General features: G+C 61.8%; 19 protein-coding genes. All 19 read left to right on the plus strand.

Translation table 11 applies throughout. The annotated features are described in order from the left end of the window. Nucleotides 1–182 precede the first annotated feature (182 nt). The 19 genes from LF252_RS05940 to LF252_RS06030 all read left to right on the plus strand — a co-directional run bounded on the left by LF252_RS05940 (nt 183) and on the right by LF252_RS06030 (nt 16009). Complete coding sequence (locus LF252_RS05940; RefSeq protein ID WP_226268630.1) at nt 183–1547, plus strand: hypothetical protein; 1365 nt, start codon at nt 183–185, stop codon at nt 1545–1547. 42 nt (nt 1548–1589) lie between these two features. After that, a complete protein-coding gene (locus LF252_RS05945; protein WP_226268631.1) occupies nt 1590–1883 on the plus strand; it encodes a hypothetical protein in 294 nt (97 codons plus the stop codon). Further along, nucleotides 1880–2269 carry a hypothetical protein gene (locus LF252_RS05950; RefSeq protein ID WP_226268632.1) on the plus strand — a complete coding sequence of 130 codons (390 nt, stop codon included), beginning with the start codon at nt 1880–1882 and terminating at the stop codon, nt 2267–2269. The genes LF252_RS05945 and LF252_RS05950 overlap by 4 nt, the downstream gene beginning before the upstream one ends. 103 nt (nt 2270–2372) lie before the next feature. Beyond that, on the plus strand, nt 2373–2948 hold the full coding sequence (locus LF252_RS05955; RefSeq protein WP_226268633.1) for a hypothetical protein: 576 nt from the start codon (nt 2373–2375) through the stop codon (nt 2946–2948). Further along, nucleotides 2941–3600: a hypothetical protein gene (locus LF252_RS05960; protein WP_226268634.1), complete on the plus strand. Its 660-nt coding sequence runs from the start codon at nt 2941–2943 to the stop codon at nt 3598–3600. The genes LF252_RS05955 and LF252_RS05960 overlap by 8 nt, the downstream gene beginning before the upstream one ends. Further along, a complete protein-coding gene (locus LF252_RS05965; RefSeq protein WP_226268635.1) occupies nt 3600–5423 on the plus strand; it encodes a hypothetical protein in 1824 nt (607 codons plus the stop codon). The genes LF252_RS05960 and LF252_RS05965 overlap by 1 nt, the downstream gene beginning before the upstream one ends. Next, a complete protein-coding gene (locus LF252_RS05970) occupies nt 5424–6107 on the plus strand; it encodes a ferritin family protein (RefSeq protein ID WP_226268636.1) in 684 nt (227 codons plus the stop codon). Nucleotides 6108–6214: 107 nt separating this feature from the next. Continuing rightward, the gene (locus tag LF252_RS05975) at nt 6215–7117 is read left to right on the plus strand and encodes a S49 family peptidase (protein ID WP_226268637.1); all 903 of its coding nucleotides are present in this window, start codon (nt 6215–6217) and stop codon (nt 7115–7117) included. A gap of 30 nt (nt 7118–7147) precedes the next feature. After that, the gene (locus LF252_RS05980; protein WP_226268638.1) at nt 7148–7555 is read left to right on the plus strand and encodes a hypothetical protein; all 408 of its coding nucleotides are present in this window, start codon (nt 7148–7150) and stop codon (nt 7553–7555) included. 51 nt (nt 7556–7606) lie between these two features. After that, nucleotides 7607–8617 carry a hypothetical protein gene (locus tag LF252_RS05985; protein WP_226268639.1) on the plus strand — a complete coding sequence of 337 codons (1011 nt, stop codon included), beginning with the start codon at nt 7607–7609 and terminating at the stop codon, nt 8615–8617. A gap of 59 nt (nt 8618–8676) precedes the next feature. Continuing rightward, nucleotides 8677–8961, plus strand: a complete 285-nt coding sequence (locus LF252_RS05990) for a hypothetical protein (protein WP_226268640.1) — start codon at nt 8677–8679, stop codon at nt 8959–8961. A gap of 2 nt (nt 8962–8963) precedes the next feature. Then, on the plus strand, nt 8964–9536 hold the full coding sequence (locus LF252_RS05995) for a hypothetical protein (RefSeq protein WP_226268641.1): 573 nt from the start codon (nt 8964–8966) through the stop codon (nt 9534–9536). A 103-nt stretch (nt 9537–9639) separates the two neighbouring features. Beyond that, a complete protein-coding gene (locus LF252_RS06000; protein WP_226268642.1) occupies nt 9640–10359 on the plus strand; it encodes a porin family protein in 720 nt (239 codons plus the stop codon). A gap of 92 nt (nt 10360–10451) precedes the next feature. Continuing rightward, complete coding sequence (locus LF252_RS06005; RefSeq protein WP_226268643.1) at nt 10452–10952, plus strand: hypothetical protein; 501 nt, start codon at nt 10452–10454, stop codon at nt 10950–10952. Nucleotides 10953–11016: 64 nt separating this feature from the next. Next, nucleotides 11017–11691: a hypothetical protein gene (locus LF252_RS06010; protein WP_226268644.1), complete on the plus strand. Its 675-nt coding sequence runs from the start codon at nt 11017–11019 to the stop codon at nt 11689–11691. After that, nucleotides 11684–12325: a hypothetical protein gene (locus LF252_RS06015; RefSeq protein WP_226268645.1), complete on the plus strand. Its 642-nt coding sequence runs from the start codon at nt 11684–11686 to the stop codon at nt 12323–12325. The genes LF252_RS06010 and LF252_RS06015 overlap by 8 nt, the downstream gene beginning before the upstream one ends. Further along, nucleotides 12322–13995: a hypothetical protein gene (locus LF252_RS06020; protein WP_226268646.1), complete on the plus strand. Its 1674-nt coding sequence runs from the start codon at nt 12322–12324 to the stop codon at nt 13993–13995. Before LF252_RS06015 ends, LF252_RS06020 begins: the two co-directional genes overlap by 4 nt. 314 nt (nt 13996–14309) lie before the next feature. Beyond that, nucleotides 14310–14675 (plus strand): hypothetical protein, encoded by a 366-nt coding sequence (locus LF252_RS06025; protein WP_226268647.1) that lies wholly within the window; start codon nt 14310–14312, stop codon nt 14673–14675. Continuing rightward, nucleotides 14675–16009, plus strand: a complete 1335-nt coding sequence (locus LF252_RS06030; protein ID WP_226268648.1) for a hypothetical protein — start codon at nt 14675–14677, stop codon at nt 16007–16009. The genes LF252_RS06025 and LF252_RS06030 overlap by 1 nt, the downstream gene beginning before the upstream one ends. Nucleotide 16010: the final 1 nt, after the last annotated feature.

Here is a 16010-nt window from a genome sequence, read left to right on the forward strand (position 1 = left end):
AGCGGGTGGGAACAAGCTACGGGACCGGGCCAGCTCGCGCTGGCTGGGGGCACGGAGGGTCTGCATCGCAGCCCGGGCCAGCGGCCGTCCGCACGGGAATACCCGCCCGCCGGACTTGCCCCGGCCTTCTTATTGGTGCCTTCGGGCATGTAGTACACATTCACAACACTCGTCCTGGTTCGATGCTTCGTCCTACGCTGCTCTCCCTTGAGCACATTCGCCTGTCCTGGCACAGCCTGGTGGAAAGCCTGCGCCAGCAGCAGCGCCCCCGCGTGCACACCCGCGCCGCCCACACCGTCAACGGCGTGGCCCGGCCGGCCACAACCATTCTGACCCGGCCCAAAGCCGTCTGCGACGGGGCCAAGCAAACCGGGCTGCTCCTGATTCGCTGGGTGCGCCGCCTGGTGCAGCGCCTGCTCAGTCAGGCCGTGCTCAGCGAGGCGCTGGTGGGAGCGGACGGCCGCTGCCAGCTGCCCCCGCTGCCGGTGAATGCGCGCAAGCTCATGGAGCAGCGCGGCCTCTCGGAAGTGACCATGCGCCACCACCTCAAGCAGCTACAGGCCTGCGGGCTGATCCTCTCGCGCAAGTTCCGCGGCACGCGCGCCAACTTTCACCTGTGGCTGAATCCCGCCTTTGTGTGGGAAACCCCCGTGGAAAGCCCCCAGCCGGCCGGGGAGGCCGATTCCACGCCCACTGCCGCGCCCGCTTTTTCGGGGGCCAACCATAAGAATCTTTCGCTTACTGAGGTTCTTGAACCACTAGAATCTCAGCAAGAGAAAGTAGGGCGAGTGGATAAGTTGGCACCCGCCTCCGCAGCTGGAACCCCCTTACTGGAACCGGAGGGCCGCATCCAGACCCCGGGCAGCGCCGCCGGCCAGGCGGCGAAAGGGCGGCACCAGGGGCGGGCGGCGGCCCGGCAGGCCCGGCTTGCCCCGCCGGAGCAGGCCCCGGCCCAGGCCGCCCGCCTGGCCCGGGCCGGGGCCTACGTCAGCCGGTTTTACCAGTATGCCCGCACCATGCTCTACGCCGGCCTGCCCCCGTTCTCGGAGCTGGAGCAGCGCTGGGCCAAGCTGGCCATCTGGCAGGGCCAGTACCGGCCCCTGCTGGAGGCCACGCCCGAGCCGCACTGGGACCGGGTGCACGAGCAGCTGCTGCGCCGCGTGGACCAGGCCTACTGGTATTTCCAGCGCCACCCCGACAAGTACCCGGCCCTGCCCTGGGCGGAGGTGCACACCGGCCGCGGCTACTTCGACGCCGGCAACCCCAACGGCTTTGCGCGCACCCACCTGTGGCTGGCCCGCAAAGTCAACCGCAAGCAGGGCGGTCTGACGGCCCTGGACAAGGCCCTGGACTGCGCCGAGCGCGAAATCCGGCAGCGCCGCGACCTGGACCGGGGCCTGCGCGTGCAGGCTTCCGACCGGGCTAGGCGCCTCTCGCTGGAAACCCTGCACTGGACCCACCGCACGCTGGTGCGCCGCCTGGCCGGCGAGGCGGGGCTGCACTGCCTGGCCGCCCGCCTGGAGCACCTGGGCTTCACGCCCGCCTAACCCGACTCACGTTTTCCCATTTCTTTTTACCGACCTACCCGTATGCCCGCCACCGTCACCGCCGTTCCCTCCGTTTCCGCTCCGGCCAGCTGGCCCGCCACGGCCCTCACCCGCGCCTGGGTGGTGTGGCAGAACGGGGCTAAAAAAACCTTTCACTCCTACGATACCAGTGGCCGCTACCTAGTGGACGACCCGCTGCGCTACGGCATCCGGGGCTTTCGCAGCCGGGTGCTGGACAAGGCCTGGGGCTCGCCCATCAAGGAGCTGCGCATCTACGATAACCAGAGCGGGGCGCAGCTGGAGGTGTGGGTGCAGAACGGCGTGCGACTGGTATGAACCTGCGCGCGCTGGAGCAACGCGTGGACCTCTACCACGACGAGGCCGAGGCCCTGCACGGGGCCCTGAGCATGTACCACCGGCTGCTGGTCTGGCGCTCGGGCCAGCGGCCCCTGCTGCTGGAGGAGACCATGAGCATCCGCGCGACGCTGCGGGTGCGCGAGCGGCTGGAGGGGCTGCTGCGCGGCCCCTGGCCCCGCACGGCCCGCCTGGGGCGCAAGCCCCGCCGCTGGCGGGTGGAGTTTGATGAGCTGCTGCAGCTCAATGCCCTGCTGGTTGCGGGCGAGCTGTTTGCCCCGACCGTGGCCCAGCGCCCGGCGTTCGGGGCCCTGTACCTGAAGCTAAACCAGAAAGCGCTGAACCTGCAGGCGCATTTTCAGCTGTGAGCCGGCAGGTGAGCGGCGGCCGTGAACCGGGGGCGGGGCGGCGCTGGTTGCAATTCCGAAATGTCCTCTGAAAAGGAGCCGCCCTTCGGTAGGTTTGATCACTATGCCAACGACTAGACAACCCGTTACCCCGCCTGTTTTTATTCTCTCGATTGCCGTGCGCTCGGCCGTGCTCAAATACCTGCTCAAGAAGATGAACCTGATCGGCAGGCAGGAGCCCTTCCGCCTGAGCAAAAGCAGCCAGGCCGGCCGCCTGCTTTACCATTTGCTGCGCAAACCCGAGCAGGACCGGCAGTATGACACGTCCGTGGGGCAGTACCCGCAGACGCTCACGGTGGCCATTTCCAAGAAAATGGTCTGGCTCGATGGCTGCCGGCACCTGACGGCCCAGGCCATTCACGACTTCAACCGCCAGGTGGAGGACATGCTGGAGGAGGAATTCTTAAGCTCCCTGCGCGTGCTGCGCGAGTACGGCGTGCCGATTGAGACCAAGCAGTACGCCAAGGATTTCATGGCGCTGTATGACTTCACGGAGGACGACATCAGCCTGGACGCGCTGATCAAGGCCGACTACCGGCGGCGCAAGGCTGCCGGCCAGCGCCTGGCACCCGTAAAACCGGCGGTTTCAATGCCGAAATGTCCTGTGGCCTCCCGGCCCTTGCAGCCGGCCAATGTCTGAGACGCACCCCTACCAGCTGCGCAACCTGGAGCAGGTGGCCGGCGACAACCTGGGCGGCATCGAAACGTGCTGGTACGTGCCCGTGGAGCAGGTGCTGCAGGTACCCACGCCCGACGATCCGATCCTCTTCGACGACATCGAGCTGCGGGCCGGGGCCAACTGGTACCAGCTCTCGGCCGTGCTCGACTCCATCCGCTACAGCCAGCCCGGCAAGAAGGACCGGCACGGCGAGTATTTCCAGCCCAAGCTCACGGGCGTGCTGGCCAAGAACACCAGCGGGCTGGCCGCCGGCCTGGAGGCCATGCAGGGCCACCTTTACATGGTGCTCTACCGCGACCTGAGCGGCCAGGTCTGGCTGGTGGGCGACGTGGACGAGCCGCTCACCTGGAGCGAGGTGGTAACCACCGGCTCCGCAACCCAGCGCAACGAGGCCACCTTCACCTTCGCGGCCGACACCACCCGCCGGGCCCGGGCCTACTTCGGCACCTGGCAGGTGAGCGAGTACGGGCTCCATCAGCCGGTGGGCATGCAGCAGGGCCAGGGCGGCACCATTGAGCTGCGCACCCAGGGCGGCCAGCTGCTGGCCACCGTGCCGGCGGGCAAGCGCATCATTTTAAAATCCGGCTTTAAGCTTTCCTACCAGATCATCTGATGGCCACGACTACCGATGTGATGACGCCGGCGGCCTTCCTGGCCAAGTGGCGCCTGCGCTACCAGAACAACGACACCTTCCAGATCGGGGAGGCCGACCTGCGCGAGCAGGCCGAGGACATGACCAAAGCCTTCGTGGCCAGGGCCCAGCTCACGGTCAACTCCATCCGGGGCAACACGCTGCTGCTGGAAACGCTCGACGACTTGCCCCTGGTAGACTCGAACGTGCTGGCCGTGGGGCAGGGGGCCACTGTGGCCAACGCCACGGACATGGGCTCGGCCGCGGCCGGCGTGGAGGCCGGCCCGGCCAGCTTCCGCCTGATCAAGGATTCGACCGGGCCGCTGCTGGCCTACGTCAATAGCCTGCCCGCGACCACCCAGCGCGTGAAAGCCAGCTGGGTGCGCACCGATGGCTCGGAGCAGGACAAGGTGGGCTCGTACCCGGTGTTCATCGAGGAGGACCACTTCTACGACCCGGGCGACGTGTTTCAGTTCACCTACCCGGATGGCTCGACGCTGCTGCACCAGGTAAACGAGCCAGCCCCGCGCAGCTACCAGAACCCGCTGCCCACCGGCCAGTCGGACGTGAACTACACGGTCTTTGCCCCGCTGCCGGCCCCGGCCGCCACCGGCTACGTAGCGGGCACGGCCCTGCTGGAAGTGCAGAGCAGCGGCCAGTTTGTGGGCTCCACGGACGTGCGCCTGTCCGCTACCCCCATAGCCCTGCGCATCGACGCGGCCGGCACCCTCACGCGCTACGCCACGGCCCAGCAGGCGCTGGACAGCATGCAGCTGGAAACGGATGCCTGCTACATCAGCGGCTACCACGCGTTTCTGCGCTTCTACCGCCCGGGCACCTACTACTGCACTGGCGCTGTGGTGGAGGGCGCGGATTTGGGCTACTACCCCAATGGGGACGTGCAAGGCCAGAAAATCACGGTGTACGGCCTGAGCTGGCGCAAGCGCCTGTGCCTGCTGGTACAGGGAGCCGGGCCCAGCACGTACCGGCTGGTGAACTGCACCGGTGGGCCCAATGCTTGGGTCGACTTCTTCCTGGGCTTCGGCCACCGCTACTACTCCCAGGGCGACGATGCGTGGACCTTCGAGGGCCTCCGGATGCACTATAGGGGTGCCTACGTGCCCTACATGCAGCCGCAACCCGGCGTGGGCACCGTGACCGGCCGCGGCTCGGGCCTGTTCCGCTACCCGGCCGGCGTAAACCCGGCGCAGGTCTGTAAGCTCTCGTTGCTGGATTGCGCCTTGAAGAGTGACTCCGGGCCCATCTTCAGCGGGGCCGCCTACCAGGCTGACACCATCCGCCTGCAGGGCTCAAGCACCGTCACGCCGGGTGGCGGCAAGCCGGTCGCGGAGTTTACCGACCTGCAAACGGGGACCGACATGACAGCTCCGACTCTGGCGGCACTACTGCTTGATGAGCGGCCGGTGCAGAGCGGGGGTACTGGTTCGGGCAACGTGGACCTGAGCAACTACTACACAAAATCCGAGAGCAACACCCGCTTTGCCTCCTACCTGCAAATCCGCTCCACCGCCACCGCGCGGGTGCGGGAAGTGCCCGTGCCCTCGCCTCTGCAGATTCAAAGTGAAACCCTGGACCTGAACGCGGCTAGCATCTCCTACCAGCTCGACCACAACACGCGGGTCGGAACGCGTCAGTATGGCACGCCTGACCAGACACTGGCGCAGGTTAACGCGCTGCTGTCCAGCCTGAGCGCGGGCGAGCTGCTGGCGGGCGTAAAGCTCTACGTCAAGACCATTCCGAACGTGGCGGCCGACGCGGCCACGGTGGGCCTAACCCTGCTGTAAATGAACCTGCAATTCCTCACCGCTGACCTGAATAGTTTCCCAGGCGAGGCGGCACAGATCGATAAAACCCGCTTCGCTACTTTCCTGGAAGCGGATTCGGCGGGCAATACCGCCACGCAGTGGCTCGACCAGAGTGGCCACGGCAAGGACGCGGTGGCCAATGCCGCCTTCAACCTCACGTTGGATGCGCAGGGCCGCGCCTGCTATGAGGCCACGGGCACGCAACTGTTCTCGCTGTCCACGCTGCGGGCCGTCCCCTCGGATTACACGGTGTACCTGGTAGTGCGCAAAAGCAGCGGGACGGGGGTACGCCTGGTCGACAGCGTGAGTGACAGGTGGATTGTGCAGGTGAGCGAAGGAGCAGTGCTCTATAACAGCGTGGGCGGCACCATGACCAACTACATCATGCCCCCCGACGACGTGCTGCGCCTGCTGGTGGTGCGACTCAACAGTGCGGGGGCGACGCTGCTGGTCAATGGTGTGATTGAGGCCAATGGCCAGTGGGTGCAGCAGCCCACCACCAGCCCGACCTACCTGGGTGGCACCCCGGATGGGGGTGGCCTCTACGGGGCTCTACGCGGGGGGTGGTACGCATTCGGGCTGGTGGTAGGCAATGACACAGATGCCCAGATTGAAGAGGTGCGCCAGTACTTTGCTGCCAAGCTGGGCACCTCTTTCCTGTAACCCTACTGCACATCCTGATTCAAGCCCCGCCCACCCCGGCGGGGCTTTTTTGTGTCCTTCGCGAGGCCCAGCCTGACTGGCAGATTTGCATCGATCAATACCAGCTGATGCAAAACAGTCTCATCCTACGTGCTATTCTGGGCGGTCGGTTCCTTATCGAGGAATCGGCTGCCCAGTCCTATTTGCCCCTGGTGGCCTCGCTGCTCAACGGCACCTTCAAGGCCGAAGACTGGACCCAACCCCGGCTGCTGGCCAGTTCTACGGCCTTCCACGGCATTGCCTTCGACGCCACCAGCCTCTTCTTCGAGGGCTATGGCAGCCTGAACGAGATGCCGCCCAACAGCATCAGCGTGCTCAGTGTGGACGGCGTGCTGATGGAGGAGGATAGCTGCTTTTCGGCCGGTACGCGCACGATGGGCCAGCGTATTGAGGAAGCTGACAGCCATTCGAGCATCGTGGGCCACCTGGCCTACGTGAACACGCCCGGCGGCACGGTGGCCGGCATCGAGCGGTTTTCCAGCATCGTGGCCGCGACCCAAAAGCCATTCGTGGTGCTGGCCACGCAGCTGTGCTCGGCCGGCGTGTGGGGCTTCTGCGGGGCCGACCACATCATGATGGAAGGCCGCACGGCCCTGGCCGGCTCCATCGGCACCAAGTTCGACACGGCCGATTACAGCGAGTATTTCAAGATGCAGGGCATCACGCTGCACTCGCATACGGCCACCAAGAGCTTCAACAAGAATGCGGCCTTCGATGCTGCTGCTGCCGGCGACCCGGAGCCGCTGCGGGCCCAGCTGCTCGACCCCATCAACGAGGTATTCCTGAGCACGGTGGAGCAGTACCGGGGCGAGAAGCTGCCCAAGGATGCTGCCCAGCGTGCCGAGGTGCTCAGCGGCATGTGCTACCTGGGCGACCGGCTCGTGGAGCTGGGCCTGGCCGACTCGGTGGGCACGATGCAGCAGGCCCTGCAGCTCTGCTTTGATCTGGCCGCTGAACAGATCCCTTCCTAAGACTTTTTTTCACCCCAAACCCCCAATCCTATGTCGCTATTTGGCGCAAAATCGAAGTTCCCGAAGCTGGAAGCACTGTCGGGAAAAACCACCATCACGGCCGAGGAGGCCAGCGCCGCCAACGAGGAGTTGCGCGCCGCCGGCATCACCACGGCCGCCCTGATCACGGAGGGCAACTACAACGCCCTGGCCGAAAAAGCCAGCAAGCTGGGCGCTGTAGAAAAGCAGGTAACGGACCTGACTGCTTCTAACAACGACCTGACTACGAAGCTGGCCGCTTCGGAGAAGGAAGTGGCCCGCCTCGGTGCGCTGGGTGGCGACAAGCCTACGGATGCTACAAAGAAGGACGGCGACAAGCAGGAAGAGGGTACGAAGGCATCGAGCTTCTTCGACCCCAACGCAGAGCATAACCTGGAAGCCGCCAAGCTGCTCAGCTAAGCGGCAGCACCTCGGTACATCCATTTCTTCACGTTTTATTCTTACCCCACTATGGCTATCAATGCCACTCAATTAAAGGCCGAACTGGGCGCGTATGCCCGCACCAACAACAAAGAGGTGCGCAGCATGGCCTACCAGAAGTCGGTAACGGCCGGCTACATGCGTACCGTCGCCGCCATCAAGGGCAAATTCCCGGCCTTGCAGGCAATTACCGGCCACGTTGTGCAGGGTTTCAAGTCGGTATGGAATCCGCTGGGCGTAACGGAGTTTCGGGTAAACGAGCTGGTGAATTACCGCCAGAAGGTCAACTACCCGATTAAGCCGGACGATATTCAGTCTTCCTGGCTCTCACATCTCTATGAGGAGAACAAGAAGCCCCAGGACATGCCCATTTCTAAGTACATCATCGACTCGCAGTTGATGACGAAGGTGGTGGATGACCGGGAGTACCTGCTCTGCCGTGGCGTGTATGACGCCAACGATCTGGGCACGTTCGGCAAGTCGATGAACGGTATCGTGAAGATTATCGAACTGGGCTTGGCCGCTAACAGCGAAAACCCGGTGTACCAGATTCCGATGGAAGCGGTGACCGTGGCCAACATCACCGATCAGGTAACCGAGTTCGAGCTGGCCTTGCCCGAAGTCATCAAAGGCTTCGTGAAGCGCATCTACATGTCCAGCAGCAACCTGGAGCGGTACCGCTTGGACTTCTTCAAGAAGTACGGCTCGTATCCCACCTATACGGCCAACCAGGGCTTCAAAACGATCCTGGGTAACCGGGAGCTGATTGGTCTGCCGGGCCTGAATGGCACCGACCTGATCTTCACCACGCCCGACGACAACTTCCTGCGTCTGATCGATCTGAACGACGAGCCGGTGATTACCGACGTGCAGGCCCAGGACTACGACGTGAAGATTTTCATGGAGTGGTGGGAAGGAGTGGCCTTCTGGACCAACCAGCTGGTGTGCGCCGGCGTCATCGGTGGCAACATCACCGGTCTGGCTCCGGCCGGGGCTAACGAGAAGTACTATAACACCCCCGCCGTAGTCGCCCAGCCCTAATCTGATACGATAACCCGCCCACCTGGCCACCCTGTCAGGTGGGCACATTGTAGTGCCGTATGCCACTTAAAGTAACAATCACCTCCGAGACCAAAACCAAGGGCATCTTCAACGCCACCGGCGTGGTGACCAATCCGGATGGCTCGGAGAAGGGCAAAGCCAAAGTGCTGGTGCAGGCCGGCGAAAAAGGGCCCCGCCTGGTGGTGTCCACCGAAGCCAAAACCGTCATCTGCAGCAATGAGGTGAAGGAGTACAAGAGCTTCGACGGCCCCACCATCGAAACGGTGCCGCAGCTGGCGAAGGACGTTGAGCTGACCTTCTCTAACCTCCTTTACGCTATCTAGCCGTGCCTGATTTCGTTCTAGAAGACATCGAGTGGGCCGAAGGCCAGGACAACACCGCCGGCATTCAGCAGACGGTGTACTTCATCCGCAAGTCGGATGTGCAGGAGTTTCCCGCCCTGCCCAAGTTTGAGGGAGCCACCTCGCTGAAAGATCTGGCCATCGTACCCGGCGACATCAAGCTGAAGGAAGGCAAGAAGGCCATCGGCTTCTACTGCACGCTGGAGAAGTCCGGGGCCACCTCGGAAACCCAGGGCGAGATGGATGGCATGTCGTTCAAGAACGCGCTGAAGCTGTTCCATCCCGGCAACACGGCCGAGGCTGACGGTTTCGCCCGTTTCGCCAAGAACGGCTCGTTCTACATCCTGTATGCTGACCTAGATGGGGCTACCTTCATGCTGGGCCACCCGGGCTATCCGGCCAAAATGGTAGCCGCCCCCGGCACCACGGGCGAGAAGACGGCCGACGCCAAAGGCCGCACCTACACCTTCCAGAGCGTCTGGAGCGGGCCCACGCCGCGCTTCACGGGCAAGGTGATGGTAGGTTCCACCGAACAGGTGCTGGTGTTCCTGGCGTAACGTGCTGGCAGATAAGAAGTGGTAGCCCCGCTGCCACTGCCCAGAAAGGCCCCCGGCGCTTGCCGGGGGCTTTTTTTTGTCGTGTTTCGCCTAGCTTTGGCCTATGAAATATCTACTTGGTTTATCTGCTACTGTTTTACTGGCTGGCAACGCTCAAGGACAGGTCAACTTGAACGTAGGTCCCAGAATTGGTCTGAACGTGGCAACCGCTCGCTATGAAGCCTCTGATCGTATATTCAACACCACTTCGCTGATTGCAGGAGAAGCCGGAGCTATGGCGACCATTAGTCGGAACCATGTTGCACTACAGGTATCTGCTCTCTATGCCCAGAAAGGCTTTCGATTTGATCAGGAATTTCGTGACCCAAGCACCTACCAGAGGAGCAAGCAGATGTACCGGCTTAATTATCTGACCATCCCTGTGAGTGTTGCCTACTCGCAGCGTCCTAATGGGCAAGGATTCCAAGTATTTACTGGTGGCTATGCCGCAATGCTGTTAAACGGCCAACACACATTTGACGACTATACGGATGTCTATGGAAACATACACACGGTAAAAGGCGATTTGGATGTGCGGATAGATGATGTAGTGGAACTGAAAGAAGGAGGAATAGCCTCGAAAAGATTTGATGCTGGCGTGCAGGCGGGTATAGGCTATGGGTATAATCACTGGTTGCTACAGATTGGCTATAGCTACGGACTGAGAGACGTCGGCGCCGAATATCGTCAGTCAGACAATACCAGCCTATATGCTATTCACTTCGAAAATCGCGTCGCTCAGCTATCTGTCGCCTACCTATTCGGAGTAAACAGGAAAGAATAATGTGAGTAAGAGAACAAAGCCTCCGGTACATTTTGGGGGCTTTTTTCGTAAAAGGGATGCGTTAACTTGCCTTGAATTTCTACTAGGAGTTTATGAAACCAGCTCTATACCTACTAGGCTTTGCCGTCCTGATTGCATCCTGTACGCATGATTCGGAACCGAAGCCCACGCCAGAGGAACCAGGAGAGTACAAGGGTATCTGGAAGCTGGAAGGAAAGCGTCGGCGCGACTATCACCGGGCCGATAACGAGTTTGTTGGGGAGTATGTAGAGTCCACCCATTTTCCGGATGACAATACAGATTACTTTGTATTTACTCCTAGCGCATCCACAATGAAGCTTGCGCATACCCAGCCAAAGGGGACCAATCTGGATACGATGTTCATAGGGCCATTTAGCTATTATGGAACCCAGCAGAGTCTAACAATAGATCATCAGGGCTCCATGTATGGTCCTGTTCAGCCAACTGCCCAGGGGTGGTATGCTTATACCGTGAAGAAATTCACCCGGAAAGAATTAGAGCTGGAGTTTCGCAGAGAGTCTAGCCTATCAACGTATTCAGTTCACTATTATACCTACGTCCGGGTGAAGTAACCGGTAGCTCCGGGGGCTTTTTTTCGTCCTTCACTTTTGGTAATTGCCGGTCGAATTTTGGGGTATGACACCCCAGCAATGGCTCCAGAGTGAGCGAGACTACGAAACCGGCCGGCGCATCTACGAGGCGCTGGGCAGCAATGCCCACCTGAAGCGCACGCTCAGCTCCGGCCCCAACAGCTACAACCGCGAGGCCCTGGCCTACGAGGTGGGCAAGCTGGCCAAGGCCGGCGTGCAGATGGATGTGCTGCCGGCCATTGCCCCAGTACTGCCAGTGCTCAGCAGGACAGCCCCCGCGCCCCCGGCACTAGCTCCAGAGCCGGCAGATGCCGACCCGCTGCAGGAGCAGGTGCTGCAGGAGCTGGCCACGGCCCGCCCGCCGCTCTACGATGAGCGGCGCTACCTGCATGCCCAGCTGGCCGGCCTGCCCACCGATGCCGACCGCCTACAGGCAGCCCGGCGCATTCAGGCTATCAGCCGCCAGCTCAACGAAAGCTGGGCGGCCACGGCCTACGTGAAGGAGCACGGCCATTTGCCCGTGCCGGAGTCGCTACCCTTCGACGTGAAGAATGGCACCCTGGCCGAGCTGATCGGCCGCCGGGCCAACCTGCGCAGCTGCATCAGCAAGTGGAAGAAGAAACCGGCCCGGGCTGCTGATCTGGCCGCCGCGCAGGTGGAGGAGCAGGCCCTGTCGGCCCGTATCGAGCAGCTGAAAGGGGAGGAGGTAAACCGTGGCTAAGCAGGAAAGCCTTGTGGTGCCGGCGAAGCTGGAAACTACCTTTGACCGCATCTATTTCTCCTATCTCAGCGACGAGGTGGAGCGCACCCTTACGCCCCAGGAGTTGGAACGCCGCGCCCGCATCGACGAGGCCTGGCACCACATGCTCCAGCGCAAGTCGCCGCTGAAAACGGCCGAATACCTGCAGGAGAAGCTCGGTGTGAGCCGAGCCACGGCGTACCGCATCGTGCAGGACGCGCTGCACGTGTTCGGTAACCTTGTGCAGACCACCAAGGCCCAGAAGCGGCTGCTGCTCTGGGAGTACTCGCTGCGGGCCCTCGACCAGGCCGAGGCGCTGGGGGATATGCGGGCCTTCGCGGCCATTCAGAAGAACATGATTGTATTCGAGGGCCTGAACGTGGAGGATAAGGACAGCAACCTCGAAGCCCTGCAGGCCCATACCTATCTGATCGAGCTGAAGGGTGCCGGCGGCCCCGATGCGCCCGGGGTGCGCTTCAACGTGGAGAAAATCGAGGAACTGGAGGAAGCCCAGTACGCCGAAGTGGTTGAGGCCGTGGAAAACATGAGCATTCCGCTGGAGGACATGGAGCAGCTGCTGGATAAGGCCGAAAAGAAAGGAAAACCGAAGAAATGAGCACTGAGCTGAAGGTTACGCCGCTGAAGTTCAACCGGCCCCAGCTGCGCTTCATCGTCACGCTGATGCAGTCGGCCATCAGCATCTGGGGGCGGGCCACCGGGAAGTCGAGCCTGATTGCCTGGCTGATGCACCTAGTTATCCAGCAGCTGCCCCGCTCGGCGTGGGCGCTCTGTGGCCAGACCTACCAGCAGATTCTCACCCGCACGCTGCCGAGCACCATTGCCTCGCTGGAGCGCATCGGCTACGTGCAGGGCATCCACTACGTGATTGGCGTGCACCCGCCCAAGCACTTCCTGCTGCCGTTTGAGCCGCCGCTGAAGTGGAACCACACCATGACCTTCTACACCGGGGCCTGCTTTCACCTGATTTCGCTGGATGGAGGTGGTGGCAGCGCGCGGGGCCTGAACCTGGACGGGGTGATTGCCGACGAGAGCCTCACGCTCAATAAGGAGAAGTTCGACGACGAGGTAGTACCGGCTAACCGGGGCAATGAGCGCCGGGCGTGGTCCGATAACCGGCTCCACCACGGCATCTTTCACTTCTCGTCGATGCCCTACGGCCAGCAGGGTAAATGGTTGCTGGAGGGCTCCAAACACTACCAGGAAGCCGGCAAGGATTACGAAATACTCACCAGAGAGCTGATCAAGCTGCAGGTGAAGTACATCGACACCAAGGACCGGGAGGCCCGGCGGGCCATCTGGGTGGATATTCAGAAGCTTACTACCGAGCTGCGCTACTACGTGGACAAGGACGGCCAGCTCTACTCGGAGGCCAACGTGTTTGAGAACATCCACAACGTGGGCATCCGCTACCTGGAGCAGCAGCGCCGGGTGCTCACGGACTTCACCTTCCGGGTGGAGGTGCTCAACCAGCGGCCGTTTGCGGTGGAGGCAGGCTTTTACCCCACGCTCGATACGGCCAAGCACGCCTACGAGGCATTCAACAATGACTACCTGGAGGGCCAGGTGGATGGGCTCAGCTACAACCTGAAGAAGCTGCAACGGCTGGGCGACAAACCCGATAGCCGCCAGGATGCCGACTGTGACCCTACGTTGCCGCTACGCATCGCTCCGGACTGGGGCGGTCGGGCATCGTTTCTGACAGTTGCCCAGGTGCACAGCAAACGGCGCGAGTACCGCTTCCTGATGGGCCTGTACGTGAAGCATCCGCAACTGATCCGGCACTTGGCCGAGAAGTTCACCACCTACTACGCCTACCACATCCGCAAGCAGGTGGACTTTATTGAGGATGCCGAGCATGGGAACAACCGCGTGGCCAACAGTGACGAGACCTACAACCAGATGTTTGCCCGGCTGCTGCGGGAGGCGGGGTGGAAGGTGAAGGTGGTGAAGCTGGGACGCACGCCGGGCCATCATGCCCGCTACCTGCTGGCTCACGAGCTGCTGGCTGAGCTGGACCCGCACAACCCCATCATCCGCTTTAATAAGCACCACTGCAAGGAGGTGCTGCTGGCCATGCAGCTGACGGAGATGAAGGAGGGGCCGCGCGGTATCGAGAAGAACAAGAAGTCAGAGAAGCTCACCAGCGTGCCCGCTGAGGAAGCTCCCCACTTCACCGACACCGTGGACCTGCACCTGCTCAGCATCGACGACACTACCCTCAAGCCGGCAGCTGACTTCAGCGGCTTCATTATGCAGGTAGGGTAGGTCCACCGAGCAGACAGCTGGCAATTGGTATTCAAAACCGCGTTTCCTGCATAGAAACGCGGTTTTTGTTTGCGTGAACCTCATTCATATATCCCTTTGGGCCGGGTGGCAATTGCCGGAAGGTGTTAGTGCAAGCTGGGGTGATTTACCGCAGCGTGAGACAAAATTTTCTGTTTTCGGGCGAAAAACGGCGTTTGCAGCACGCAGGAGCACTTTGTCGTGAGACTGGGTTTTTTCGGAGCCGATTGCCAGCCCTTAGCGGGCTTTTTTCTGTCCTTCGCTTTCGGGCTTGTAGATGGGAGTTTCGCAGTGTTATGACAGGTCAGAAACTCATACTACTGAAGCAGGTGCTGGAGCAAATGCAGACGGCGAAGGAGCCGTTTTCACTGCGTTTCGTGAAGCTGAATGAGGGGAAGCAGGAAGGCGGCGAGGTCGTGTTTTACGACGCCGTGCGCCTGAGCAGCCGGGCGCAGCCGGAAGGAGGTGCTTCAGCGGTAGAAGGGGAGGGGGCGTCGGAACGAGCGGACGACATGCACCAGAAAACAGCCGCGAAAGGTACCCGCGCCCCCAACCATTCTGATCATATGACCCGCAACCTGGTGAACACCCGCAACGGGCGCTTCCTGAAGGTGCACATCTATCTGCTACTCGAATTCAACGGTAAAAAAGTACTACTCTAATGCTCAATGCCTACGTCAACGGCGACCTGTCCTTCGGCTATATCGAGGGGCTGAACGCGGTGGTTCAGACCGGGGCCGGCGGGAGGCTGGAGCCCGGCGCTACCACCACCATTTCCCACGTCAAGGCCTCGGGTGGCTCCTCGGAGGTTGCCAACTGGGGCGAGGATAACCAGTTCCCCCAGCAGGTGGTGGCCGACACGGAGAAAAACACCTCCCTGCCCACCATGCTCAGCTGGAAGGCCAAGGCCTGGTACGGCGGCGGCCTGATCTACGGGCTGGCCGACATCGACGAGCAGGGCGAGGAAACCTTCAAACGGGTGCGCCTGCCGCAGGTGGAGGCGTTTCTGCGCAACAACAACCTGGGGCGCTACGCTTTCGAGGCCGCCAAGGACCTGAGCTACTTCGCCAACGCCTTTGTGGAGCTGATTCTCTCGCGCAACCGCCAGCAGATCGTCCACGTGAGCACTATCGACGCCTGCTACTGCCGGTTTTCGCGCCCGAAAAAGCCCGGCGACGCGCCCATGCAGCACGTGTACGTGAATGCCAACTGGGCCAACGGCGGCCGGCACGATGACGAGTACGCCACGAAGATTCCGGTGCTGGAGGTGTACTACAACAAGGTGGAGGCCCTGCGCCAGCGCACCGACGGCTTCAAGTACATCTACCCGATCAACATTCCCAGCCCCGACAAATCGGAGTACCAGATGGCCGACTGGAACACGTTCCGCCGTTCCGGCTGGGCCGACGTGGCCAAGGCCGTGGTGGAGTTCAAGAAGATGCTGCTGAAGCAGATTCTCTCGGTAGAATTCATCATTGAGGTGCACCCGGCCTACTGGGAATGGAAATACAAGGACTGGGACGATAAGACCGAGGAGGAGCGCCGCCGCCTGATCACGGCCGAGCTGAAGAATTTCGGCGAGGTGATGAGTGGCAGTAACGGGGCCGGCAAGTCGCTGATGACGACGACCGTGAAGGACTCCAGCGGCAACGACGTGTCGGCCTTCAAGGTGACGGCCATCGACAAGAAGCAGAGTGATAAGCTCAACGAGGACTCGCAGGAGGCCGCCAGCCACGCCTACACCGCCGGCGGCGTCGCGCCTACGCTCATGGGCATCCAGCCCGGCAAGAACATGGGGGCCGGCAGCGGCTCCGATGCCCGGGTGGCCTTTAACAACTTCATCAGTACCAGCACCTTCGAGCAGGACCTGATTCTGGAAGTGCTGCACTTCATCCGGGACTATAACGGCTGGCCCGAAAACCTGGAATTCCGCTTTCGTCAGCCCCTGATCATGACCATGGACAAGGGCAAGCAAGTCCAACAAGAAACGGCCTGAC

It is taken from the genome of Hymenobacter pini, from assembly GCF_020421205.1.
GTDB classification, from domain to species: Bacteria; Bacteroidota; Bacteroidia; order Cytophagales; family Hymenobacteraceae; genus Hymenobacter; species Hymenobacter pini.

Bases quoted from the DNA above. Each gene is read 5' to 3' on its own strand.
- LF252_RS05940 (WP_226268630.1), top strand. From the start codon at position 183: ATGCTTCGTCCTACGCTGCTCTCCCTTGAGCACATTCGCCTGTCCTGG.
- LF252_RS05945 (WP_226268631.1), top strand. From the start codon at position 1,590: ATGCCCGCCACCGTCACCGCCGTTCCCTCCGTTTCCGCTCCGGCCAGC.
- LF252_RS05950 (WP_226268632.1), top strand. From the start codon at position 1,880: ATGAACCTGCGCGCGCTGGAGCAACGCGTGGACCTCTACCACGACGAG.
- LF252_RS05955 (WP_226268633.1), top strand. From the start codon at position 2,373: ATGCCAACGACTAGACAACCCGTTACCCCGCCTGTTTTTATTCTCTCG.
- LF252_RS05960 (WP_226268634.1), top strand. From the start codon at position 2,941: ATGTCTGAGACGCACCCCTACCAGCTGCGCAACCTGGAGCAGGTGGCC.
- LF252_RS05965 (WP_226268635.1), top strand. From the start codon at position 3,600: ATGGCCACGACTACCGATGTGATGACGCCGGCGGCCTTCCTGGCCAAG.
- LF252_RS05970 (WP_226268636.1), top strand. From the start codon at position 5,424: ATGAACCTGCAATTCCTCACCGCTGACCTGAATAGTTTCCCAGGCGAG.
- LF252_RS05975 (WP_226268637.1), top strand. From the start codon at position 6,215: ATGCAAAACAGTCTCATCCTACGTGCTATTCTGGGCGGTCGGTTCCTT.
- LF252_RS05980 (WP_226268638.1), top strand. From the start codon at position 7,148: ATGTCGCTATTTGGCGCAAAATCGAAGTTCCCGAAGCTGGAAGCACTG.
- LF252_RS05985 (WP_226268639.1), top strand. From the start codon at position 7,607: ATGGCTATCAATGCCACTCAATTAAAGGCCGAACTGGGCGCGTATGCC.
- LF252_RS05990 (WP_226268640.1), top strand. From the start codon at position 8,677: ATGCCACTTAAAGTAACAATCACCTCCGAGACCAAAACCAAGGGCATC.
- LF252_RS06000 (WP_226268642.1), top strand. From the start codon at position 9,640: ATGAAATATCTACTTGGTTTATCTGCTACTGTTTTACTGGCTGGCAAC.
- LF252_RS06005 (WP_226268643.1), top strand. From the start codon at position 10,452: ATGAAACCAGCTCTATACCTACTAGGCTTTGCCGTCCTGATTGCATCC.
- LF252_RS06010 (WP_226268644.1), top strand. From the start codon at position 11,017: ATGACACCCCAGCAATGGCTCCAGAGTGAGCGAGACTACGAAACCGGC.
- LF252_RS06020 (WP_226268646.1), top strand. From the start codon at position 12,322: ATGAGCACTGAGCTGAAGGTTACGCCGCTGAAGTTCAACCGGCCCCAG.
- LF252_RS06025 (WP_226268647.1), top strand. From the start codon at position 14,310: ATGACAGGTCAGAAACTCATACTACTGAAGCAGGTGCTGGAGCAAATG.
- LF252_RS06030 (WP_226268648.1), top strand. From the start codon at position 14,675: ATGCTCAATGCCTACGTCAACGGCGACCTGTCCTTCGGCTATATCGAG.